Origin of the sequence: Pseudoxanthomonas jiangsuensis (genome assembly GCF_010093185.1) — a bacterium.
Lineage (GTDB): Bacteria > Pseudomonadota > Gammaproteobacteria > Xanthomonadales > Xanthomonadaceae > Pseudoxanthomonas > Pseudoxanthomonas jiangsuensis.
The window spans coordinates 1-22644 of sequence record NZ_PDWL01000016.1 but is presented as its reverse complement, the minus strand read 5'-3'; the positions used below and the strand labels follow the sequence as shown (position 1 = coordinate 22644).

General features: G+C 72.5%; 15 protein-coding genes. 11 read left to right on the top strand and 4 right to left on the bottom strand.

Annotated features, from left to right (window positions below):
• Positions 1–28: 28 nt before the first annotated feature.
• The 3 genes from CSC62_RS10985 to CSC62_RS10975 form a co-directional block, all read right to left on the bottom strand.
• The gene (locus tag CSC62_RS10985; protein ID WP_162406240.1) at positions 29–3067 is read right to left on the bottom strand and encodes a TonB-dependent receptor; all 3039 of its coding nucleotides are present in this window, start codon (positions 3065–3067) and stop codon (positions 29–31) included.
• A 148-nt stretch (positions 3068–3215) separates the two neighbouring features.
• On the bottom strand, positions 3216–4286 hold the full coding sequence (locus CSC62_RS10980) for a FecR family protein (RefSeq protein ID WP_162406238.1): 1071 nt from the start codon (positions 4284–4286) through the stop codon (positions 3216–3218).
• Positions 4283–4807, bottom strand: coding sequence for an RNA polymerase sigma factor (locus CSC62_RS10975; protein WP_162406236.1), 525 nt, complete (start codon positions 4805–4807; stop codon positions 4283–4285). The genes CSC62_RS10980 and CSC62_RS10975 overlap by 4 nt, the downstream gene beginning before the upstream one ends.
• Positions 4808–4940: 133 nt before the next feature.
• On the opposite strand from CSC62_RS10975, the gene CSC62_RS10970 reads away from it, so the two are divergent.
• The 11 genes from CSC62_RS10970 to CSC62_RS10920 all read left to right on the top strand — a co-directional run bounded on the left by CSC62_RS10970 (position 4941) and on the right by CSC62_RS10920 (position 20306).
• Complete coding sequence (locus tag CSC62_RS10970) at positions 4941–6719, top strand: GGDEF domain-containing protein (protein ID WP_162406234.1); 1779 nt, start codon at positions 4941–4943, stop codon at positions 6717–6719.
• A gap of 68 nt (positions 6720–6787) precedes the next feature.
• Positions 6788–9082, top strand: a complete 2295-nt coding sequence (locus CSC62_RS10965) for a patatin-like phospholipase family protein (RefSeq protein WP_162406232.1) — start codon at positions 6788–6790, stop codon at positions 9080–9082.
• Positions 9083–9182: 100 nt separating this feature from the next.
• Positions 9183–10604, top strand: a complete 1422-nt coding sequence (locus CSC62_RS10960) for a glycoside hydrolase family 30 protein (protein WP_162406388.1) — start codon at positions 9183–9185, stop codon at positions 10602–10604.
• Between the two features lie 128 nt (positions 10605–10732).
• On the top strand, positions 10733–11374 hold the full coding sequence (lexA, locus tag CSC62_RS10955) for a transcriptional repressor LexA (protein WP_162406386.1): 642 nt from the start codon (positions 10733–10735) through the stop codon (positions 11372–11374).
• 1 nt (position 11375) lies between these two features.
• Complete coding sequence (gene imuA, locus CSC62_RS10950) at positions 11376–12062, top strand: translesion DNA synthesis-associated protein ImuA (protein WP_162406230.1); 687 nt, start codon at positions 11376–11378, stop codon at positions 12060–12062.
• A 106-nt stretch (positions 12063–12168) separates the two neighbouring features.
• Positions 12169–13596 carry a Y-family DNA polymerase gene (locus CSC62_RS10945; protein WP_162406228.1) on the top strand — a complete coding sequence of 476 codons (1428 nt, stop codon included), beginning with the start codon at positions 12169–12171 and terminating at the stop codon, positions 13594–13596.
• Positions 13593–16856, top strand: a complete 3264-nt coding sequence (locus CSC62_RS10940) for an error-prone DNA polymerase (RefSeq protein ID WP_162406226.1) — start codon at positions 13593–13595, stop codon at positions 16854–16856. Before CSC62_RS10945 ends, CSC62_RS10940 begins: the two co-directional genes overlap by 4 nt.
• A gap of 28 nt (positions 16857–16884) precedes the next feature.
• Positions 16885–17535: an alpha-ketoglutarate-dependent dioxygenase AlkB gene (locus CSC62_RS10935; protein ID WP_162406224.1), complete on the top strand. Its 651-nt coding sequence runs from the start codon at positions 16885–16887 to the stop codon at positions 17533–17535.
• Complete coding sequence (locus tag CSC62_RS10930) at positions 17532–19016, top strand: DUF763 domain-containing protein (RefSeq protein WP_162406222.1); 1485 nt, start codon at positions 17532–17534, stop codon at positions 19014–19016. Before CSC62_RS10935 ends, CSC62_RS10930 begins: the two co-directional genes overlap by 4 nt.
• Positions 19013–19693: a GIY-YIG nuclease family protein gene (locus CSC62_RS10925; RefSeq protein ID WP_246194359.1), complete on the top strand. Its 681-nt coding sequence runs from the start codon at positions 19013–19015 to the stop codon at positions 19691–19693. The genes CSC62_RS10930 and CSC62_RS10925 overlap by 4 nt, the downstream gene beginning before the upstream one ends.
• A gap of 109 nt (positions 19694–19802) precedes the next feature.
• On the top strand, positions 19803–20306 hold the full coding sequence (locus tag CSC62_RS10920; RefSeq protein ID WP_162406220.1) for a DNA-binding protein: 504 nt from the start codon (positions 19803–19805) through the stop codon (positions 20304–20306).
• A gap of 234 nt (positions 20307–20540) precedes the next feature.
• On the opposite strand, the gene CSC62_RS10915 is transcribed toward CSC62_RS10920, so the two are convergent.
• Positions 20541–22556 carry a catalase gene (locus CSC62_RS10915; RefSeq protein ID WP_162406382.1) on the bottom strand — a complete coding sequence of 672 codons (2016 nt, stop codon included), beginning with the start codon at positions 22554–22556 and terminating at the stop codon, positions 20541–20543.
• Between the last annotated feature and the right edge of the window lie 88 nt (positions 22557–22644).

Here is a 22644-nt window from a genome sequence, read left to right as displayed (position 1 = left end):
CGCCGTCGCCGACACGGACCGCTATGCCTCAGAAGTCGGCGCGGATGCCCAGGCTGATCCGCCGGCCCGACAGCTCGTACATGGTCGGGAACGCCGGATCCATGGTGTAGCCGGTGGTCGCCCCGTTGGTGAGGTTGATCGCCTTCAGGCTCAGCTTGAGCGCATCGCTGATCCGGTAGCCGACGGACAGGTCCAGCTGGCCGTAGGCGTCGCGCCAGATCGGGTACATGTTGTAGCCGATCGACTCGACGTACTCGTCCTTGTGGTTGTAGGACAGGCGGGCGTCGAAGCGCGCGTTCTCGTAGTAGGCGGTCAGGTTCCAGGTGTTCTCGGCCAGGCCCGGCATCGGGGTGGCGATACCCAGGTCGGACTCGCCGGCCAGCGAGCTGTCCAGCCGGGTGTAGTTGGCGTTAACGCCGAAGCCTTCCAGCGCCGGGTGCAGGGCCGACAGCGGCAGCTGCGCGATCAGCTCGATCCCGTCCACGTCGTAGGAGCCGTCGGCGTTCACCGGCTGGTAGACGTCGAAGTCGTAGATCCCGTTGAGGCTGCCGTTGGCGTTGTACACCGCCACGTCCTCGACGGTGCCGGTCAGGGCGTTGACCACCACCCCGTCGATCTTCTTGCGGAAGTAGGAGCCAGCCAATAAGCCGCCGTTCTCCAGGTACTTCTCCAGGCCGATCTCCCATTGCCTGGCGTAGGTCGGCTGCAGATCCGGGTTGCCGTCGGTGAAGCGGAACGAACTCCAGCTGGCGGTGCGCTTGTAGGCGATGTCGGTCAGCGCCGGGCGCATCAGGGTCTCGGAGGCGGCCGCGCGCAGCAGAAGGCCGTCGGCCAGTTCGGCGCTCAGGTTCAGGCTGGGCAGGATGTCGTCGTAGCCGCCCTTCTTCGATACCGGGTCGTCGGTGTAGCCGGTGCTGCCGTCCGGGTTCTGCACCGGGTGGTAGCCGAAGGACAGCACCGAGGTGTCGACCCAGCGCGCGCCGGCGTTGACCGCCACTGGCACCGCGCCGACGTCGAAGGCCATGTCGGCCATCGCGTACAGGCCCAGCACCTCCTCGTCCACGCGGTAGTACTGGCTGTCGTCGAACGGGGTGACGAAGCCGTCGTAGCGGAAGAACTCGCGCGCCCAGGCGTTGGAGACCTGCTGCCAGTCCAGGTCCTTGACGCTGTAGCCGCCGCCGGGGACCAGGTCGCTGATCCACTGCAGGGGGCTGTCGGCCAGGGTGCGGGTGTTGACCCAGGCGGTGCTGCCGGCGGTAGGGCCTGTGATCTTCAGCTCGCCGTAGCGGCGCTCCTTGGACTTGTCGGTGTAGCGCGCGCCGAAGGAGACGCTGCGCAGGGCCGGGAACGCGGCCAGGTCGAAGGCGCGGCCGAAGTCCAGCTGGGCGGCGTACTTGTCGTCGCTGACTTCCTCCAGGGTGGTCTCGTAGGCCTCGAACAGGTACTTGTCGGCGGCGTCGTACATGTCGATCGTGGCCGGGTCGGCGCTGGGCACGGTCTCGCCGCTCCTGCCGGTCCAGCGGGTGCGCGAGGGCGCGTAGGCCACGTGCTTGAGGTTGGAGTAGTCCTGGGTCTTGTCGGCGCCGGAGTAGCCGAGCATCGCGTCGATGTCCCAGGCGCCGGGCTTCCAGTCCATGGCCAGGCTGAACTGGCGGTAGTCGGTCTCGTTGATCCGCTGCTTGCTCAGGAACTCGTGCTGGGTGGCGGTGTAGGAGACGTCGCTCAGGACCACGATGCCGTACTGCGAGAGGGTGTCGGCGTCGTACGCGTGGATGGTGTCCAGGGTGCTGCGGCTGGAGGCCGAGTAGGCCGCGGCGTCGTATTCGTCCTCGGTGGCGTCGTAGCCGCCGAGCATGGCGTCGAAGGTCAGGCTGAAGCTGCTGCTGGGGCGGTACTGCAGCGAGGCGGTGGCGCCCCACTTGTCCTGCTCGTTGAGGTAGACGCGGTCGCCGACCTTGTCCTGGAACACGATCAGGTTGGTCTCGGCGCTGTCGGCGCGGTTGTCGATGGCCAGGCCGGTGTCCCGCTCGTACACCGCCTCGGCCTGGCTGCCGCGGGTGCCGGAAGCGGAGAGGAAGCGGGTCAGCGGGCGGAAGTTGATGCCGGAGGTCGAGTCGGTGCGGTTGGTGCGCTTGCCGCCGGAGAAGGACACCAGTGCGCCCCAGTCGCCCCAGGTGTCGCTGGCCAGGAACGAGAACTTCGGGTCGGTCTCCTCGGAGATCGAGTTGTACGCACCCTCGGCCGAGGCCACAAGCTTGCGCCCGCGGTAGTCGAACGGGCGCGCGGTGGAGATCTGCACCGAGCCGGCGATGCCGCCCTCCTCGTCGGCGGCGGTCGGCGACTTGAGCACGGTCACCTGCTGGATGATCTCCGAGGCGAAGATGTCGAACTCCACGTCGCGGCCACCGCTGCCCGAGGCGGTGGCCAGGTCGTTGATCGAGACGTGGGTGTACTCGGAGGGCAGGCCGCGGACGTTGACCCGGGTGCCCAGGCCCTTGCTGCGCTCGATGGTCACGCCCGGCATGCGCTGCAGGGCCTCGGCCAGATTCTGCTCGGGGAAGTCGGCCACGTCGGTGGCGACGATCGAATCGGAGAAGCCGGTGGTGGCGCGCTTGATGTCCACCGCCCGCTCCAGGCTGCGGCTGTAGCTGCCGACCACCTCGATGCTTTCCAGTTCCTGCGCGGCCAGGCCGTCGGCGGCGGTGGCCGGGGCGGCTGCCGCCGGCATCGCGGCGGGCGCGGAGGCCGAGGCTGGCGCCGCCTGCGCCGTGGCAGGCTCGATCGTCACCGTGGTCGGGTTGAGGTAGCGGTGGCGCAGGCCGGTGCCGTCGAGCAGCCGGCGCAGGGCCTCGTCCGCCGGCAGCCCGGCCGGCACCGCACGGCTGCGCGCCTGGCCGGCGACCTGGGCGGCATAGACGAACTGCAGTCCGGTCTGGCGCGAGAGCGCGTCCAGCGCGGCGTCCAGCGACTGGGCGGGGATGGCCGCGCTGGCGACTGCGCGGTCCTGCGCGGTGGCGGTGCCGGCGTGCAGGGCGAGGGCGATGGAGAGGAACAGGATCTTGCGCATGGTGGGGCCTGTGGTGGGGAAGGGCACGCGGCCGCAGCGACCGCGCATGCCCCACTACGACGGCGCACGGAGCGGATCGGGTACCGCCTGGCCGATGAATTTTTTTTGACAGCGCCCGGGCGATGCGGCGCGGAGTCGCGGATCGACCTCAGCGCGACGCCGGCGAAGCCGCGCGCGAGCCGACGTGGATCCTTCCGTCCTGCAGGTGCGTGGCCAGCGACGGCTGCTGCCGCAGGAACGCGTGCAGCGATTCCACGTCGGCGGCATCGAGGTTGCCGGTCAGGCGCAGGGCCCCGGCCATCGGGTCGTCGACCTGCAGGCGCACGCGGTTCATCCGGTTGAAGCGTTCGGCGACCTCGTGCAGGGGTTCGTCGCGGAAGCCGATGCGCCGCCGCCACCAGGCGTTCATCGCCGCTGGATCCTCGTCGGCGAGGACGACCGCGCGGTCGGCGTAGCCGATGCGCGCGCCGTGGCCCGCGCCCAGGTCGGCCAGCAGGCGGCCGTCGCCGGCGTCGTCGAACACCTGGACCCGGCCGTCGGCCACGCCGATCCGTGCCTGGTCGCGCTGCAGCCAGACCTCGAAGGTGGTGCCGATGTCGCGCACGCGCAGGCCGGCGGCGCGCACCGCGAACGGGCGCAGGCCGTCGGCGACGACGAAGCCGGCCTGGCCGCGGACCAGCTCCACCTGGCGTCCCCAGGGCGTGTAGCGGGCGGTCAGCTCGCTCTCCGCGTTCAGGTGCACGCGGGTGCCGTCGGCCAGGACGAAGCTGCGCGGCTGGCCGTGGCCGGCGACGTGGTGGCTGGTGCGCGGCCAGCCGGCGTGTACGCCCAGGGCCAGGCCCAGCAGCACGGCGGCGGCCGAGGCCAGCCGCGGCCAGCGGCGCGCCGGCGCGGCTACGGCCGCGGCCCGTGGCGTGGCCGTGCGGGCGAGCGGCAGCCGGACCACGTTGCCGCCGTCGCCGTCCGCCTCGGCGGCGCGCAGCAGCGCGTCCACGTCGTCGGGCGCCGCGCGCAATGCCTCGCCCAGTTCGATCGCGACGTGGCCCACCGCCAGGTATTCGCGCAGGTGCGCCGGCGAGGCCAGCAGCCAGTCCATGAAGCGGGCCTGCTGTGCCTGGTCGAGCACGCCTTCGCGCTGGAGCGAATACCAGCGCGCCGCCTCGAGCACGGCGTCGCGCGCAGCCGGGCCGTGCGCGGCCGGAGGAAGAGTGGCGCTCATGGCTCGACTTCCGCCTCGGCCAGCGCCAGCCGGCAGGCCGCCAGCCCACGGACCACGTGCTTCTTGACCATGTGCGGCGATACGCCCATGCGCTCGGCGATCTGGCGGTAGCTCAGGCCGTCGCGGTACTGCATCACCAGCACTGCGCGGGTGCGCTCGGGCAGCGACGCCAGCTGCGCCTGCAGCCGCCGCTGCCTCTGCGCGCGCTCGGCCGCGTCCACCAGGCATTCGCCGCTGGCCAGCTGCGCGGCGAGCGATTGCAGTTCGTCCAGGCGCAGCGGCGTCTGCCGCCTGCGCGCGGCCTGCTCGCGCGCCAGGTTCAGCGCCACCGTGAACAGGTAGGCCTCGGGGTTGGCGATGCCTTCGCCCCGGTCATGGTGGGCGCGCAGCAGGCGCAGCCAGGTTTCCTGCACCAGGTCCTCCGCGTCCTCATGGGCGCCCCGGCGCGCGAAGAAGCCGCGCAATACCGGCCCCTGCTCGGCGATGATCCGCGCCAGTCCCCGTCGCGCCTGCTCGGCCAAACCGCACGCTTCCCCTGAAAGATGCGGCACGGTAGGGCAGCGTTGTGACGCGGGTATGACGCAGCGGCGCCGGTCATGCATCGGCGGCGGCTGAAGCCTCGTTGTCATGTGCGCGCATTAATTTGCCGCCACCATGCCAAGCCTGCATTCCATCCCGACCGGCGCCTCGCTGCTCGAACGCGCGCTCCGTCCCGGAGGGCTGCACGCGGTCTACCAGCCGATCGTGCGTCTGGAGGATCGCTGCGTGGTCGCCCACGAAGGGCTGATGCGGCACGCCGATCCACAGTGCACGCCGCTGCACCTGCTGGATCTGGCGCGCGCGGGCGGCCGCCTGGGGGAGCTGGAGATGGGCGCGGTGCGGACCCTCGCGCACGGATTCGACTTCGACCGCGGCGGCCGCCTGCTGCTCAACCTCAGCGCCCAGGCGATCCTGCAGGAGGCGGTGCGGCCGCAGCAGCTGATCGACAGCCTGCGTGCTTCCGGGCGCGACCTGGGCCGCTTCGTCATCGAGATCACCGAGCGCGACGTGGTCGAGGACGTGGCCCGGCTGGCCGACGCGATCGGCTACCTGCGCGCGGCCGGCGTCCGCATCGCCCTGGACGACTTCGGCAACGGCCACTCCAACTTCTGGATGTGGCACGAGCTGAACCCGGAGTACGTCAAGATCGACCGCTGCCTGGTCCACGGCATCGCCCAGAGCCCCGGGCGGCTGAGCATCGTCAAGGCCCTGGTGCAGGTGGCCGAGAGCCTCGGTACCGAACTGGTGGCCGAGGGCGTGGAGCACGGCCGCGACCTGATGATCGTGCGCGACCTCGGCATCCGCTACGCCCAGGGCTTCCTGCTGGGGCGGCCGCAGGCGGCGGTGACCACCGCCGTGCCCGAGGAAGTGCAGCAGGCCGCGCCGCAGAAGCTGCCGGTGTGGCCGGCGGCCGGGCGGCGCGCGTCGTTCCCGCGGATCACCGCCGCCCACCTGCTGATCGAGGCGCCCTCCGTGGGCGAGAACGCCAGCAATGGGGATGTGGAGCAGGTGTTCCGCCAGCACCCGGACCTGCCGGCGCTGCCGGTGGTGGACGACAGCCGGCGGCCGCTGGGGCTGATCAACCGGCGGGTGTTCAACGAGCGCATGGCGGTGCCGTTCGCGCGCGAGCTGCTGGGGCGCAAGTCGTGCATCCCGTTCATGCACGCCTCGCCGATCATGGCCGACGTGGGCCAGGGCATCGACGCGATGTCCGAGATCCTGATGGGCGAGGACCAGCGCTACCTCTCCGACGGCTTCATCATCACCCGCGAGGGGCGCTACGCCGGGGTCGGCACCGGCGAGGCGCTGGTGCGGCGGGTCACCGAGATGCGGATCGAGGCGGCGCGCTACGCCAACCCGCTGACCCTTTTGCCGGGCAACATCCCGATCGCCGAGCACATCGGCCGCCTGATCGAGGCCGGCCAGCCGTTCGTGGCCGCGTACTGCGACCTCAACCACTTCAAGCCGTATAACGACCAGTACGGCTACTTCCGCGGCGACCGCATGATCCGCCTGGTCGCCGCCACCCTGGTGCGCCACGCGGAGCCGAGCTGGGACTTCGTCGGCCACGTCGGCGGCGACGACTTCGTGGTGCTGCTGCAGAGCGAGGACTGGGAGCGGCGCTGCCGCGAGGCGGTGGCCGAGTTCGATGCGGCCAGCCGCGCCCTGTTCGACGAGGCCGACCTGACGCGCGGCGTGCTCGAGGGCGAGGACCGCGCCGGCCGTTACGCAACCTTCCCGCTGACCACCCTGACCATCGGCGTGGTCCGGGCCGCGCCGGGCGTGTTCGACAGCGCCGACGAGGTCGCCTCGCAGGCCGCGGCGGCCAAGCGCCGGGCCAAGCGCCTGGGGCTGAGCGTGTACGTGCTCGATCCGGAGCCCATGCCGGCCTGAGCGGCCGCGTGAGACGCTTGCCGGCAGGTCCTAGAATGCGCGCGACACCCGGACGGCAAGGGAATGCGATGCGTAACGACCTGCGGCGACATGGACCGGCACCCGCGGCCGCCAGCGCACGGCCGCGCCACCGCCGGCGTCCGGCGGCGGGCCTGCTGCTGGCCTGGCTGCTCTCCACATGCCTGTTCTCCACCTGCCTGTGGTCCGCACCGGCGATGGCCGCCGGCGGCTCGTGCCCGCAGCGCGACGGCGACGCCTCGCGCCCGCGGGTCGGCCTGGCCTTGGGCGGTGGCGGCGCGCGCGGCATCGCCCACATCAGCGTGCTGCGCAAGCTGGAGGAACTGCGGATCCCGGTGGACTGCATCGCCGGGACCTCGATGGGCTCGCTGGTCGGCGGCCTGTACGCCTCGGGCATGAGCGTGGACCAGCTCGAGGCGCTGGTAGTGGACACCGACTGGAAGGCGATCTTCGACGACTCGATCGAGCGCCGCGAGCGCAGCTACCGGCGCAAGCAGGACGACCGCGACGGCCTGGCCACGATCGGCGTGGGCGTGCGCGACGGCAAGTGGAGCGTGTCGCCGGGCGTGCTCCAGGGCGAGCGGATCCTCTCGCTGATCGAGCGCAGCACCCTGGGGGTGAGCGGTACCGACGACTTCGACGACCTGCCGGTGCCGTTCCGTGCGGTGGCCACCGACATCAACACCGGCGAGGCGGTGGAGCTGGGCTCGGGCAGCCTGTCGCAGGCGATGCGCGCCTCGATGTCGCTGCCGGGGATTTTCCAGCCCCTGCTGATCGACGGCCACGTGCTGGTGGACGGCGGCATCGCCCAGCAGGTGCCGGTGGACACGGTGCGGCGGATGGGCGCGGACATCGTCGTCGCGGTGGACGTGGGCACGCCGCTGGCCGCGCTGGACGCCGACGCCGGCGTGCTGCAGGTGATGTACCAGCTCACCGGCCTGCTGACCGTGCGCAACACCAGGGCCTCCACCGACAGCCTCGGTCCGGGCGACGTGCTGGTGGTGCCGGAGCTGGGCGGCGAGGTCGGCACCGGCGATTTCGCCAAGGCCGCCGACGCGCTGCGGATCGGCAGCCAGGCCGCCGCGGACGCGCAGCCGCGGCTGGCCGCTTTGCCGCGCTGGCGCGGCCCGGCACCGGTGCGCGAGCCGGGCGATCCGCGCCCGGTGGTGGAGTTCCTGCGCCTGGAGAACGACAGCGGCTACGCCGACGCGGTGCTCGAGTCGATCCTGGACGTGCCCCTGGGCCGGCCCCTGGACGCCGCCCGGCTGGAGGCCTCGACCCTGCGCATCTACAGCCTGGGCACCTTCGCCAGCGTCGGCTACGACGTGGTCCGCGAGGACGGCCGCGCAGGCGTGGTGGTGCGCGCGCGGGAGAAGAGCCAGGGGCCGAACTACCTGCAGCTGGGCTACCGCCTGCAGACCGACTTCAGCGGCACCTACGACTCCAGCCTGCGCGCGGCCCTGGTGCGCGCACCGGTGACCCCGCTCGGCGCCGAGGCCCGGGTGACGGTCGACCTGGGCAGCGAGCCGGCCGTGCGTGGCGAGTACTACCACCCGTTCGACCCGCAGGCGCGCTGGTACTTCCACGGCATCGCCGGGGCCTGGAACGACAACGTGCCGCTGTTCGATGCGGGCGGCCACCGCGTCGCCACCTACGACGCGCGCCTGGCCAGCGTGGAGCTGGGGCTGGGCCGCACCTTCGGCCGCTACGGCGCGGTGGTGGCCGGGGTGGAGCGCACCGCCGGCAAGGCGCAGGTCGAGATCGGCGACCCGCGCCTGCCGGAGGTGGAGGTGGCGTCGGGCGTGTGGTTCCTGCGCGGCGCGATCGACCGCCTGGACAGCCTGTATTTCCCGCGGCGCGGCTACTTCGTGCGCGCCGACTACCGCGCCACCCTGGCGGCGCTGGGCGACGACACCGACTTCGAGCTGGCCGGGGTGGAGCTGCTGGGCGCGCGCGCGTTCGGCCGCGGCGCGGTCCAGGCCGGGCTGACCTGGCGCAGCACCCTGTCGGGCGAGCTGCCGCTCAACGAGCGCATCACCATGGGCGGGCGCGGCAACCTGGTCGGCTTCCACTACAACGAGCTGACCGGCCAGAACGCGTTGGTGGCGATGCTCGGCTACAGCTGGCAGCTGGCCTCGGTGTTCGGCCGCTCGGCGGTGATCGGCACCACCCTGGAGTACGGCAACGCCTGGGAGCGGCGCGCCGACATGCGCTGGGGCGGCGGGGTGTTCAACGGCAGCGCCTACATCGGCTTCGATTCCTGGATCGGGCCGATGCTGTTCGGCTACGGCCTGCGCGAGGGCGGCGAGGACCTGCTGTTCCTGGAGATCGGCCAGCCGTTCTGATGCTGCATCGATGTGAGCGATATCACCCACCGTCGCCGGCGAAGCCGGGTTAACCTCGCCCTTCACGCATAGGAGGGAGGGAGACGTGAAATCGATCCTGATGACAGCGCTGGCCATGTCGGCCGCGATCCCGGTGCTGGCCGCCGAAGGCGTCGCCGCGGGCGATGCGGTCACCATCTACACCACCGCCCAGGGCGCGTCGCAGCAGATGGTCCGCAGCCATTCCGCGCCGCTGCAGCCGGGCCACGCCCTGACCGAAGCCGAGAACTCGGTGTTCGTCGAACCGGGCAGGAAATTCCAGTCCTTCCTCGGCATCGGCGGCGCGATCACCGACGCCACCGCCGAGACCTTCGCCAAGCTCGACGAGGCCCGCCAGGCCGAGCTCCTGCGCGCCTACTACGACACCGAGCAGGGCATCGGCTACAGCCTGGCCCGCACCACCATCCACAGCTCGGACTTCAGCAGCGGCAGCTATACCTACGTCAAGGAAGGCGACAAGGCGCTCGAGACCTTCTCGGTCGAGCACGACCGCCGCTACCGCATCCCGCTGATCAAGCGCGCCATCGCCGCGGCCGGCGGCACCCTGCCGATGATGGCCAGCCCGTGGAGCGCGCCGGCGTTCATGAAGGACACCCGGCACATGCTCCAGGGCGGCAAGCTCCTGCCGCAGTACCGCGACGCCTGGGCCACGTACTACACCCGGTTCATCGCCGCCTACGAGGCCGAGGGCATCCCGATCTGGGCGATCAGCCTGCAGAACGAGCCGATGGCCAAGCAGACCTGGGAGTCGATGCTGTACACCGCCGAGGAGGAGCGCGACTTCCTGCGCGACCACCTCGGCCCGACCATGGCCAAGGCAGGCTACGGCGACAAGAAGATCGTGGTCTGGGACCACAACCGCGACATGATGGTCCACCGCGCCAACGTGATCTTCGGCGATCCTGAGGCGGCCAAGTACGCCTGGGGCATGGGCTTCCACTGGTACGAGACCTGGGCCGGCTTCGATCCGATGTTCGAGAACGTCGGCAAGGTGCACGAGGCGTACCCGGACAAGGTGCTTTTGCTCACCGAGGCCACGGTCGAGAAGTTCGACTGGTCGCAGGTGCAGCGCTGGGCCAACGGCGAGCGCTACGGCACCTCGATCATCAACGACCTCAACAACGGCGCCTCGGCCTGGATCGACTGGAACATGCTGCTGGACGAGACCGGCGGCCCGAACCACGTCGGCAACTACTGCTTCTCGCCGATCCACGCCGACACCCGCAGCGGCGAGCTGGTCTACACGCCCAGCTACTGGTACATCGGCCACTTCTCCCGGTTCCTGCGCCCGGGCGCGCAGCGGGTCGGTGCGGCCAGCAGCCGCAGCAACCTGCTGGCGACCTCGTTCCTCAACCAGGACGGCAGCCTGGCCACGGTGGTGATGAACCCGACCGACGTGGCGATCACCTACAACTACTACGTCGGCACCGCCTCCACCCAGGTGACCATCCCGGCGCATGCGATCCAGACGCTGGTGAAGTAAGCCGTCGCGCGCCCGCGCGATGGCGCGCTGATGGAACTGCTGCGCCAGCGGATGCGGCACCGGGCTCCCACAGGAAGCTGAAGCCCCCATCTCGCCGGATGCGACCGGAAGGTGTACAAATGTACACCATGAGCCCGGACGACACCCCCGCCGACCTGCCGCCCCAGCGCGCCGCCGTGCTGGCCTTCCTGCGCCGCGAGCTGGCCGCCGGGCGCGCGCCCAGCCTGGCCGAGATCGCGCTGGCGTTCGGCTTCGCCTCGCGCAATGCCGCCCAGAAACACGTGCAGGCCCTGGTTGCCGACGGCCTGATCGAGCAGGCCCAGGGCCGCAAGCGCGGCCTGCGCCTGCCTGGCGGGGGGGCCGACCTGCTGCCCCTGCCGGTGCTGGGCCGGGTCGCCGCCGGCCTGCCGGTCAGCGCCGAGGGCGTGGCCCGGCTCGGCCCGGTCGCCGCCGGCGAGGACGCCTTGTGGCTGGACCGGCGCCTGTTCTCGCCGCGGCCCGATTACCTGTTGCGGGTTCAGGGCGACTCGATGATCGACGACGGCATCCTCGACGGCGACCTGGTCGCGGTGCAGGGCACGCCCGAGGCGCGCGACGGCCAGACCGTGATCGCGCGGGTGGACGGCGAGCTGACGATCAAGCGCTTGCAGCGGACGCGGCGGCGGATCGTGCTGCTGCCTCGCAACCCGGCCTACGCGCCGATCGAGGTCGGGCCTGGCCAGGATTTCGCCATCGAGGGCGTCTACTGCGGCCTGGTCCGGCGCGGTTGAGATGGGCCAGGTGCTCGCCCTCGACGCGATGCTGGCCGCGCGCACGCTGTGGCATGCCGGGCGCCGCGCCGTGGCCGCCGGCGGCGGCGAGCCGAGCGGCCATGCCGAGCTGGACGCGCGCCTGCCGCAGGGCGGTTGGCCGCGGCGGGCGTTGACCGAATTGCTGCTGCCGTCCTTGCCCGGCCACGGACCGTCGCCCGCGGCGGCGGAGCAGGGCGCAGGACCGCCACCGCCCGCGCGCCGGCCGGTGGCGGCCGGCATGGGCGAACTATCGCTGCTGCTGCCCGCGCTGGCGCGGTTGACCGCGGCCGGCGAGCGGGTGGTGCTGGTGGCGCCGCCGTACATCCCCTATGCGCCGGCCTGGCAGGCGGCCGGGGTGGACCTGGCCTTGCTGGAGGTGGTCGAGGCCGATCCGCGCCAGGCCCTGTGGGCGCAGGAGCAGTGCCTGCGCAGCGGCGCCTGCGGCGCGGTGCTGGGCTGGCCGCCGGGCGGCGACGACCGCGCCCTGCGCCGGCTGCAGGTGGCGGCCGACAGCGGCGACAGCTGCGGCTTCGTCCTGCGCGACCGCCGCCACGCGGCCAACGCCTCACCGGCGGCCCTGCGCCTGCTGGCCGAGGACGGCGGCTGGCGGGTGCTCAAATGCCGCGGCGCGCAGCCGCCGGCGGGCGTCCTGCGGCTGGCGCACTGATGCAACGGCCTCTCTTCCTCCTGCCGTGGAATCCGGCGCACCCCGCCGTCCCCGCGGCGTTGCCCCCGATCGATGGCGGCGCCCATCCGGCTGCGGAGGCCGGCTGATGCTCTGGGCCTGCATCCTCCTGCCGCAGCTGGCGCTGGACGCGGTCCTGCGCCGCCATCCCGCGCCCGATGCGCCGCTGGCCCTGGTCGGCGGGCCGGCGCAGCTGCGCAGCCTGCACGCGGTCAACGCCGCCGCCGCGGCGGCCGGGTTGGCGCCGGGCATGCGCCTGACCGCCGCGCACGCCTTGCTGCCGGTCCTGGCCATGGTCGATTACGCGCCGCAGGCCGAGGCGCGGATGCAGCGCTTCCTCGCCGCCTGGGCCTACCGCCACAGCTCCCTGGTCAGCGCGCAGTGGCCGGGCGCGATCGTGCTGGAGGCCGGCGCCAGTTTCCGCCTGTTCGGGCCGTGGCCGCGGTTCGAGCGGCGCCTGCGCGCGGAACTCGACCGGCTCGGCTTCCGCCACCGCATCGCCCTGGCCCCGACCGCGCGCGCGGCGCGGGTGCTGGCCGGGCTGCGCGACGGCATGGCGGTGATGGAACCCGCGGCCCTGCCACAGCTGCTCGACCAGGTGCCGGTGCGGCGCGCGGTGCTGCCCGACGACGCAGGCGAGCGCCTGCGCAGGATGGGCGTACAGACCCTGGGCCAGCTGCGCGCCTTGCCGGGCGACGCCCTGCGCCGGCGCTTCGGCCTGCCGTTGCTGGAATACCTGCAGAGGCTGTACGGCGAAGCCGACGACCCGCTGGACTGCTACCTGCCGCCCGACCACTTCGATGCCAGGGTGGAACTGGGCTACGAGGTCGAGAGCTACACCGCCCTGCTGTTCCCCTTGCGCCGCCTGGTCGGCGACCTGTGCACCTACCTGTCGGTCCGCGACGGCGGGGTGCAGCGCTTCGTCCTGCGGCTGGAGCACGAGCAGGGCCATACCGACGCCGAGGTCGGCCTGCTGGCGCCGGAGCGGATGCCGGCGATGCTGTTCGAGCTGGCGCGCGGGCGCCTGGAGCGGCTGCAGCTGGCAAGGCCGGTGGTCGGCCTGCGCCTGCTGGCGCGCGAGCTGCCGCCGTTCGTGCCGGCGGCGCAGGACCTGTTCGCCCCGCGCGCGCAGCAGGCGCTGGACTGGCCGCGGCTGCGCGAGCGCCTGCGCGCGCGGCTGGGCGATGCGGCGGTGTACCGGGTCGCCCCGCAGGGCGATCCGCGTCCGGAGCGTGCCTGGTGCAGGGTCGAGGGCGAGGGCGGGGAAGGCGCGATCGCGCCGGCGCCGGCGCGGCCGCCGCGCCCGGCCTGGCTGCTGCCTGCGCCGGTCCCGCTGCACGACCCGCGCCTGCGCGTGCTGTCCGGCCCGGAGCGGCTGGAAAGCGGCTGGTGGGACGGGGCCGATGCGCGCCGCGACTACTACGTGGTCCAGACCGGTCGCGGCCAGCGTGGCTGGGCCTTCCGCCCGGCAGGGGTGCGCGAGGGCGGCTGGATGCTGCATGGATGGTTCGCATGAGCCGGGATCCGCTATTCCCGGGCGACGATCCGAACGCGCCGGGTGCGCGCCTGCCGCGCGCCTGGCACGTGGCCGCGCGCCTGCGCAACGCGGCCAACGACGAGGCGGCGCGGGCATCGGAACCGGACGACGACGGCCTGCCGGACTACGCCGAACTGCACTGCCTGTCCGACTTCTCCTTCCTGCGCGGGGCCAGCGACGCGGCCGCGCTGTTCGAGCGCGCGCGGCAGTGCGGCTACCGCGCCCTGGCGATCACCGACGAATGCTCGCTGGCCGGGATCGTGCGCGCGCTGGAGGCCTCGGAAGCGACGCAGGTGCCGCTGGTGGTCGGCAGCGAGTTCGTGCTGGCGGACGGCCTGAAGTGCGTGCTGCTGGTCGAGGACCGCAGCGGCTACACCCGGCTGTGCGAGCTGATCACCTTCGCCCGCCGCGCCGCCAGCAAGGGCCGCTACCGGCTGCAGCGCGAGGACGTGGAACGGGTGCTGGCCGACTGCGAGGCCGGCAACTGCGGCCTGTTCGCGCTATGGCTGCCGGGCGCCGAACCCGACCCGGAGCAGGGCCGCTGGCTGCGCCGGACGTTCGGCGCACGCGCCCACCTGGCGGTGGAGCTGCACCGCGAGACCGACGACGCAGCCCGCCAGGCGCGGCTGCTGGCGCTGGCCGCCGACCTGGGGCTGGTGCCGCTGGCCAGCGGCGACGCGCACATGGCCCGGCGCCGCGACCGGGTGCTGCAGGACACCGTGACCGCGATCCGCCACAACACGCCGCTGGCCCGGGCCGGCGCCCTGCTGTTCGGCAACGGCGAGCGCCACCTGCGCACGCGCCGGGCGCTGGCCAGCATCCATCCGCCGGCGCTGCTGCAGGCCGCGGTGGAACTTGCGCGGCGCTGCCGCTTCTCCATGCGCGAGCTGAAGTACGAGTACCCGAAGGAACTGGTGCCGGACGGCCACACCCCGTCCAGCCGGCTGCGCGAACTGACCGAGGCGGGCATCCGCGCGCGCTGGCCGCAAGGCGTGCCGGACAAGGTCCGCGCGCAGATCGAGGAGGAGCTGGAGCTGATCGCCCACCTGGAGTACGAGGCGTTCTTCCTCACCGTGCAGGACATCGTCCGCTTCGCCAGGAGCAAGGGCATCCTCTGCCAGGGCCGCGGTTCCTCGGCCAACTCGGCGGTGTGTTTCGCCCTGGGCATCACCGCGGTGGATCCCGCGCAGACCCGGCTGCTGATCGCCCGCTTCCTCTCGCGCGAGCGCAAGGAACCGCCCGACATCGACGTGGACTTCGAGCACGAGCGCCGCGAGGAAGTGATGCAGTACGTATACGCCAAGTACGGCCGCCGGCGCGCGGCGCTGGCGGCGACCGTCATCAGTTACCGCGGCAAGAGCGCGGTGCGCGACGTGGCCAGGGCCTTCGGCCTGCCGCCGGACCAGACCGGACTGCTGGCCGAGTGCTTCGGCTGGGGCAACGGCGAGGCGCCGATGGATCAGCGCCTGCGCGAGGCCGGCTTCGATCCGCACAACCCGCTGGTGGCCAGGGTGCTGGCCCTGGCCGGGATGCTCGAGGGCCACCCGCGCCACCTGTCGCAGCACGTCGGCGGCTTCGTGATCTCCGACGCGCCGCTGTCGGCGCTGGTGCCGGTGGAGAACGCGGCGATGGCCGAGCGCACCATCATCCAGTGGGACAAGGACGACCTGGAGTCGATGAAGCTGCTCAAGGTCGACTGCCTGGCGCTGGGCATGCTGACCTGCATCCGCAAGGCGTTCGACCTGGTCGAGCGCCACCGCGGCTGCCGCCTGGACATGGCCACGCTGCCGCCCGACGACGCCCCGACCTACGCGATGCTGCAGGCCGCCGACAGCGTCGGCGTGTTCCAGGTCGAGTCGCGGGCGCAGATGGCGATGCTGCCGCGGCTGCGGCCGGAGAAGTTCTACGACCTGGTGGTGCAGGTGGCGATCGTGCGCCCCGGCCCGATCCAGGGTGGCATGGTCCATCCCTACCTGCAGCGGCGGATGCGCGAGGAGGAGGTCACCTATCCGTCGGAGGGCGTGCAGCAGATCCTCGGCCAGACCCTGGGCATCCCGCTGTTCCAGGAGCAGGTGATGGAGCTGGTGATCCATGCCGGCTACCTGCCGCACGAGGCCGACCAGCTGCGCCGCTCGATGGCCGCCTGGAAGCGCGGCGGCGACATGGAGCCGCACCGGGCGCGCATCCGCGAGCTGATGGAAGGCAAGGGCTACTCGTCCGGATTCATCGACCAGATCTTCGAGCAGATCAAGGGCTTCGGTTCCTACGGCTTCCCGCAGAGCCACGCCGCCTCGTTCGCCAAGCTGGTCTACGTCAGCGCCTGGCTGAAGCGGCACGAGCCGGCGGCCTTCGCCTGCGCCCTGCTCAACGCCCAGCCGATGGGCTTCTACTCGGCCAGCCAGATCGTGCAGGACGCGCGGCGCGGGCACGGCGACCGGCGCGGGATCGAGGTGCGGCCGGTGGACGTGGTCCACAGCGACTGGGACAACACCCTGGAGGGCGGGCATCCGCGCCGCGGGCAGGACGACGGCGGCCAGCCGGCCCTGCGCCTGGGCCTGCGCCAGGTGGCTGGGCTGTCGCAGGCGGCGGCGGAGAGGATCGTGGCCGCGCGCGCGCACGGCGCGTTCGCCGACGTCGCCGACCTGTGCCGGCGCGCCGACCTGGACGCGAAGGCGCGCCAAGCCCTGGCCGAGGCCGGCGCACTGCGCTCGCTGGCCGGACACCGCAACGCCGCGCGCTGGGCGGTGGCCGGGGTCGAGCGGCGCCTGCCCCTGCTGCCGGGCAGCCCGGCCGAGGCGCCAGTGTCGTTGCCGACGCCGCGTCCGGGCGAGGAGGTCCTGGCCGACTACCGCGCCACCGGCCTGAGCCTGGCGCGGCACCCGATGGCGCTGTTGCGTCCGCGCATGGTCGAGCGCCGGATCCTCGGTTCGCGTGAGCTGCAGCAGCGCCGCCACGGCAGCGGCGTGCACGTGGCCGGGCTGGTCACCCAGCGCCAGCGCCCGGGCACGGCCAAGGGCACGGTCTTCGTCACCCTCGAGGACGAGCACGGCATGGTCAACGTGATCGTCTGGCCGCACCTGGCCGTGCGCCAGCGCCTGGCCCTGCTGCAGTCGCGGCTGCTGGCGGTGCGCGGGCGCTGGGAGCGGGTCGACGGCGTGTCGCACCTGGTCGCCGCCGACCTGCGCGACCTCAGCGCCTTGCTGGGCGGGCTGCAGGTCCCGTCGCGGGATTTCCATTGAACGCCGCCGCGCGGGAAGGAGCATGAGCATGGACCTGTTCGCCGCCACCCCGCTGCAGCTGGTGGACGATGCCGAGGGCGGCATCCGCTACTGGCCCGCGTTCGCCGGCGAGGGCGAGGCCGAGGCCTGGTTCCGGGCCCTGTGCGAGGGCTGCGCCTGGCAGCACCAGCGGCGGCCGATGTACGACCGGGTGGTGGACGTGCCGCGGCTGCAGGCCTGGTATCCGCTGGACGCCTTGCCGGACCGGCTGCCGCTGGCGACGATGCTGGCGCGGGTGCGGGCGCAGGTTCCGGGCGACTACAACTCGGTGGGCCTGAACCTGTACCGCGACGGCCGCGACAGCGTGGCCATGCACAACGACAAGCTGCACACGCTGGTGCCCGGCCAGCCGCTGGCGCTGGTGTCGCTGGGCGGCACCCGGCGGATGAACATCCGCGCCAAGGCCGGCGGCCGTGCCCTGGGCATCGACCTGGAGCCGGGCAGCCTGCTGGTGATGAGCCATGCCAGCCAGCTCACCCACGAGCACGGCATTCCCAAGACCTCGCGAACGGTGCCGGCGCGGATGAGCGCGGTGTTCCGGGCGCGGCCGACGGCGCCTCCGGCCGAGCAGGGACCGGGCGAACCGGAGCGGCGACGTGACGGCAGGGGTCGCAGCTTCACTCCGGTGCGCCCGCGATGAGCCGGCGCGGCGGCAGCGCCGACCTGCCCCTGCACGGCGGCCGCGTGCCGCCGTGGCTGGCCGCGCGCATGGCGGCCATGGGCGCGGTCCTGTGCCAGGCGATCGTGATCGAGTACGGGCGCGACGAACTCCTGCGGCGGCTGGCGCATCCGTTCTGGTTCCAGTGCTTCGGCGCGGTGATGGGCATGGACTGGCATTCCTCCGGGATCACCACCAGCGTCATGGGCGCGCTCAAGCGCGGGGTGGCGCCTTTGTCGCGCGAGCTGGGGCTGCAGGTCTGCGGCGGCCGCGGGCGGCACTCGCGGGCCACCCCGGCCGAGCTGCTGGCGGTGGGCGAGCGCACCGGCCTGGACGGCGTCGCCCTGGGCCGCGCCAGCCGGCTGGTGGCCAAGGTTGACAGCGCCGCGGTGCAGGACGGCTTCGAGCTCTACCTGCACGGCTTCATCGTCGCCGACGACGGCCGCTGGGTCGTGGTCCAGCAGGGCATGAACGGCGAACGCGGGCAGGCGCGCCGCTACCACTGGCTGTCCGAAGGGCTGGAGAGCTTCGTCGACGCCCCGCACGCGGCGATCGAAGGGCCCGGCCAGGGCCGCATCGTCAACCTCGCCGACCGCCGCGCGGCGGCTTCGCGCGCGGCGCAGCTGCACCTGCTGGCCGAGCTCGATCCGGCGGCGCTGGTGCGCGAGTACGCGAAGCTGGACGGAAGGGCGACCGGATCCGGACCGGACGGTGCCGGCATGGACGCGGACAGGACGTCGCAGCCGGAGCGCACGCACGCGCCGGCGCAGGTTCGCGCGGCCGATGAGGCCTTGGCGCGCCAGCGTGGGCGCCGCACGCGTGATATCCCCATCCCGGTCACCGGCGATCTGTTCGATCCGGCGCCGGCAACGGTCGTTCCGTCGGCAAAAACGCCGGCCCAGGTTGCGGGCGAGCCTTTGCCGCACCTGTCGCTGCCCGATCACCATGACGTGCGCGCCGGCGACGTGGTCCTGCGTCGCCTGCACGGCGCTCTGGCCGCGGCGGCCGAGTGCGGGCCGCGCGACTTCCCCGAACTGCTGCAGGTGCCAGGCGTGGGCGCGCGCACCGTGCGCGCGCTGGCGCTGGTGGCCGAGGTCGTGCACGGCACGCCCTGCCGCTTCACCGATCCGGCGCGGTTCTCGCTGGCCCACGGCGGCAAGGACCGGCATCCGTTCCCGGTGCCGACCCGGGTGTTCGACCACACCCTGGGCGTGCTCAAGGCCTCCGTGGGCCAGGCGAAGCTGGGCAATGCCGAGAAGCTGCAGGCGATCGCGCGCCTGGACGCGCAGGCGCGGCGGCTGGAGGCGGTCGCCGATGGCCCCTCGCTGGAGGCCTTCATCGCCGCCGAGCGGCGCGAGTCGCATGGGTACGGCGGGCGCAGCGTGTTCGGCTGGGAGCCGGCGTCCACTGCGGATGCGGCCACGACGAATTCCACCCCATCGGAACGGCAGGCGCGAAGATGAGCGCGGTGCCCCGATTCCGCACCCGGCCAAGCCACGGCGATCGCGCGTCGGACGCCGTCGAGGATGCGCAGGCGGACGCGGGGCTGGGCGCCGCCCTGGATGCCGATGTCTCCGGCATCGCCCTGGACGGCCGCTGCTTCGCCTACGTCTTCCCCTGCCAGTGGGAGGACCACTGCAAGATCGGTTTCTCGCGCGATCCCCTGGACCGGATCGCCGCCCTGCATCCGCGCTGGTTCGACTTCTTCTGCCTGGAGCGCGGCGCCCTGGTCCAGGCCGAGTCGGTGCGCGACGCACGCGACCTGGAACTGGAGCTGCGCGCCGGCCTGCGCGCGCACAACTCGCCGCCGCCGTCGGCGGTGCGGGTCCAGGCCGGCGGCGGCAGCGAGTGGTTCCGCGGGATCGAGGCCGCGATGCAGGCGCGGGTGCAGGCGCTGGCAGCGCGCGGCTACCGCACCTGGCCCCTGCATGCCTGGTTGCGCGCCGCGCTGGCCCGGCGCCGCGACGGATTGCACGAGTGGTCGCTGGCGCAGCTGCACGTGGACGAACTGGAAGGGCGGACCGGCCCGACCCCGGCGCAGAGGCGCCTGCGCGATGCGCTGGACGCGTTCGCGGCGCTGGACCTGGCGCCGGAGCCATGCCTGCCGGCGGCCGTACTGGCGTGGTACCGGCGCGGCTGAACGCCGCCGTCGCATCCGCGCGAGTGCTGCAATCGTGTCTTGCCATTGCACAGGGTGTTCACCGCGCCATTGCTAAACCGTGCGCTTCATTCCGCTGCGGAGAACCCCGATGCCGGAGAAGAAGACCCGCAAGGCCGCCGCCCGCGACAAGCGCGAGGGCAAGTCCGCCAGCACCCAGGCCGGCGAATACGTGAAGGAAGAGATCGAGCACGTCCGCGAAGGCAAGCACGGCGCCAAGAGCACCAAGCAGGCGATCGCCATCGGCCTGTCCAAGGCGCGCCGCGACGGGGTGAAGGCCAAACCCTCGAAGACCGCCTCCAAGGCCACCAAGAAGAAGGCCGCGCAGGACACCAAGGCCTCCAAGTCGGCGAAGAAGACTTCCAAGACCCGCTCGGCCGGTGCGAAGAAGGCGCTCAAGACCGCCAGCCGCGGCACCAGCGCGAAGAAGGTCGCCGGCAAGAAGGCGCTGTCCACCCAGGCGAAGAAGGCCGCGACCAAGCGCACCGCGTCCAGCCGTTCGGCGGCGGCGAAGAAGGCGGCGCGGACCAAGGGCCCGGCGGTGCGCAAGGCGGCGGCGAAGAAGGCCGCGCGCACCCGCGCCCGCGCATCCTGATCACCTACCCAGGCGCGGTGACCGCAGCCCGGCCGGTGGCATCCCGCTGCGGGTCCGTCGGAGTCCTCTGGCCGACAGGGCAGCGGATCGGCGCCGGGCGATCCTTGTAGGAGCCGGTCTTGCCGGCGACCGTGGAGGCAGACGGATCACTGGCATCCGGTTTCACGCAAACGCGTCCGCCATGGCTGTCGCCGGCAACACCGGCTCCTACACGGGGAAAACGGCTGCGGGTCGTCAGGCCAGCATCCGCACCTTCGGCTCGCGCGCCCACTGCCGGGTCTTGGCCGCGGCGATGAAGGCGGCGACCTCGCCGGCCTCGACCACGCCGGCGTCGCGGACCACGCCGCCGGCCTTGAGCACCGCCTGCGCGCCGGCGTCGGCGGCGATCGCCTTGAGGTGGCCGAAGGCGTCGCGGACCCAGTCCACCGCCGCCGCTTCCTTGGCCAGCATCGCCCCGGCCTCCTTCGACAGCACCAGCGCCACCGCGTCGAACACCACCGACGGCGTGCCGGCGAGCTGGCCGTCGGCGGCCAGGCGGCGGCCGTTGGACAGGAGCGCGCCGCCGAGCTTCGGGGCCACGATCTTGACCGTGGCCCCGGCCTTCTCCGCAGCCTTGCGCAGGGCCGCGACCGCGGCCGCGTCGGAGCCGTCGTGGACCAGGATGCCGACGCAGCGGCCCTGCAGGGTGTCCTTCATCCGGTCGATGATGCGCAGGGCGGGCGAGGGCGGCAGGTCCTGCGGCGGCACCCGCGCCGGCGGCGCCGGCGGCAGGGCGTCCAGGCCCAGGCCATCGGCCACGCGCCGGGCCAGGTCCGGATCGATATGGCGCAGGTGGCCGACCATGGCCTCGCGCACGTGCGCGGTCTCGACCTTGGACAGCTCGAACACCAGCGCGCTGGCGATGTGCGCCTGTTCCGGCGCGCTCTGGCTGCGGAAGAACAGCCGTGCCTGGCTGTAGTGGTCGGCGAAGCTCTCGGCGCGCAGCCGGACCTTGGCGCCGTCGGCGACGGTGGTATGGGTGCGGAAGCCGGCCGGCGTGGCCCGCGGCGAGTCGGCCTGCAGGGAGCTGGGTTCGTAGTTCACCCGGCCCTTGGGCACGTCCATCTGCATGTGGCCGTCGCGCTGGTGGTTGGCGAACGGGCACTTGGGCGCGTTGATCGGGATCTGGTGGAAGTTCGGGCCGCCCAGGCGCGAGAGCTGGGTGTCCAGGTAGGAGAACAGCCGGCCCTGCAGCAGCGGGTCGTCGCTGAAGTCGATCCCGGGCACGATGTTGGCCGGGCAGAACGCGACCTGCTCGGTCTCGGGGAAGAAGTTGTCCGGCCATCGGTCCAGGACCATGCGGCCGACCACGGTCAGCGGCACCAGTTCCTCGGGGATCAGCTTGGTCGGGTCGAGGTGGTCGAACGGGAACTTCGCCGCGTCCTCCTCGGTGAACAGCTGCACGCCCAGCTGCCAGGCCGGGAACTGCCCGGACTGGATCGCCTCGAACAGGTCGCGGCGGTGGAAGTCGTTGTCCGCGCCCTGCAGCTTGAGCGCCTCGTCCCAGACCGTGGACTGGAGCCCCAGCTCGGGGCGCCAGTGGAACTTGGCGAAGGTGCTGCGGCCCTGTGAGTCGAGCAGGCGGAAGCTGTGGATGCCGAAGCCTTCGATCATCCGCAGCGAGCGCGGGATCGCGCGGTCGCTCATCGCCCACATGATCATGTGCATGGCTTCGGGGGTGAGCGAGATGAAGTCCCAGAACGTGTCGTGGGCGCTGGCCGCCTGCGGGAAGGCGCGATCCGGTTCCATCTTCACCGCATGGACCACGTCCGGGAACTTCATCGCGTCCTGGATGAAGAACACCGGGATGTTGTTGCCGACCAGGTCCCAGTTGCCTTCCTGGGTGTAGAACTTGACCGCGAAGCCGCGCACGTCACGCGGGGTGTCGACCGAGCCGGCGCCGCCGGCGACGGTGGAGAAGCGGGCGAATACCGGGGTGCGCGCGCCGACCTCGGTGAGGATCTTCGCCGTCGTGTACTTGGCCAGCGACCGGGTCAACTCGAAATGGCCGTGGGCGCCCGAGCCGCGGGCGTGGACGATGCGCTCGGGGATGCGCTCGTGGTCGAAGTGGGTGATCTTCTCGCGGAGGACGAAATCCTCCAGCAGGGTCGGCCCGCGCGCGCCGGCGCGCAGCGAGTTCTGGTTGTCGGCGACCGGGATGCCCTGGGCCGTGGTCAGCGGTGGATGGCTGCCGCCGGCCTGCTGCTGCAGTTCGTCGCCGTGGCCGCGCGGGTCGGCGCCGGAGGCGGCGTCGGCGACGGTATCCGGGGACGGCTTCCTGCGCGGGGCACGGGAGGAC

What these genes read in the sequence shown, in the direction of transcription:
- CSC62_RS10985 (WP_162406240.1), bottom strand. Translation starts at nt 3,067, where the DNA reads ATGCGCAAGATCCTGTTCCTCTCCATCGCCCTCGCCCTGCACGCCGGC.
- CSC62_RS10980 (WP_162406238.1), bottom strand. Translation starts at nt 4,286, where the DNA reads ATGAGCGCCACTCTTCCTCCGGCCGCGCACGGCCCGGCTGCGCGCGAC.
- CSC62_RS10970 (WP_162406234.1), top strand. Translation starts at nt 4,941, where the DNA reads ATGCCAAGCCTGCATTCCATCCCGACCGGCGCCTCGCTGCTCGAACGC.
- CSC62_RS10965 (WP_162406232.1), top strand. Translation starts at nt 6,788, where the DNA reads ATGCGTAACGACCTGCGGCGACATGGACCGGCACCCGCGGCCGCCAGC.
- CSC62_RS10960 (WP_162406388.1), top strand. Translation starts at nt 9,183, where the DNA reads ATGACAGCGCTGGCCATGTCGGCCGCGATCCCGGTGCTGGCCGCCGAA.
- lexA (WP_162406386.1), top strand. Translation starts at nt 10,733, where the DNA reads ATGAGCCCGGACGACACCCCCGCCGACCTGCCGCCCCAGCGCGCCGCC.
- imuA (WP_162406230.1), top strand. Translation starts at nt 11,376, where the DNA reads ATGGGCCAGGTGCTCGCCCTCGACGCGATGCTGGCCGCGCGCACGCTG.
- CSC62_RS10945 (WP_162406228.1), top strand. Translation starts at nt 12,169, where the DNA reads ATGCTCTGGGCCTGCATCCTCCTGCCGCAGCTGGCGCTGGACGCGGTC.
- CSC62_RS10940 (WP_162406226.1), top strand. Translation starts at nt 13,593, where the DNA reads ATGAGCCGGGATCCGCTATTCCCGGGCGACGATCCGAACGCGCCGGGT.
- CSC62_RS10935 (WP_162406224.1), top strand. Translation starts at nt 16,885, where the DNA reads ATGGACCTGTTCGCCGCCACCCCGCTGCAGCTGGTGGACGATGCCGAG.
- CSC62_RS10930 (WP_162406222.1), top strand. Translation starts at nt 17,532, where the DNA reads ATGAGCCGGCGCGGCGGCAGCGCCGACCTGCCCCTGCACGGCGGCCGC.
- CSC62_RS10925 (WP_246194359.1), top strand. Translation starts at nt 19,013, where the DNA reads ATGAGCGCGGTGCCCCGATTCCGCACCCGGCCAAGCCACGGCGATCGC.
- CSC62_RS10920 (WP_162406220.1), top strand. Translation starts at nt 19,803, where the DNA reads ATGCCGGAGAAGAAGACCCGCAAGGCCGCCGCCCGCGACAAGCGCGAG.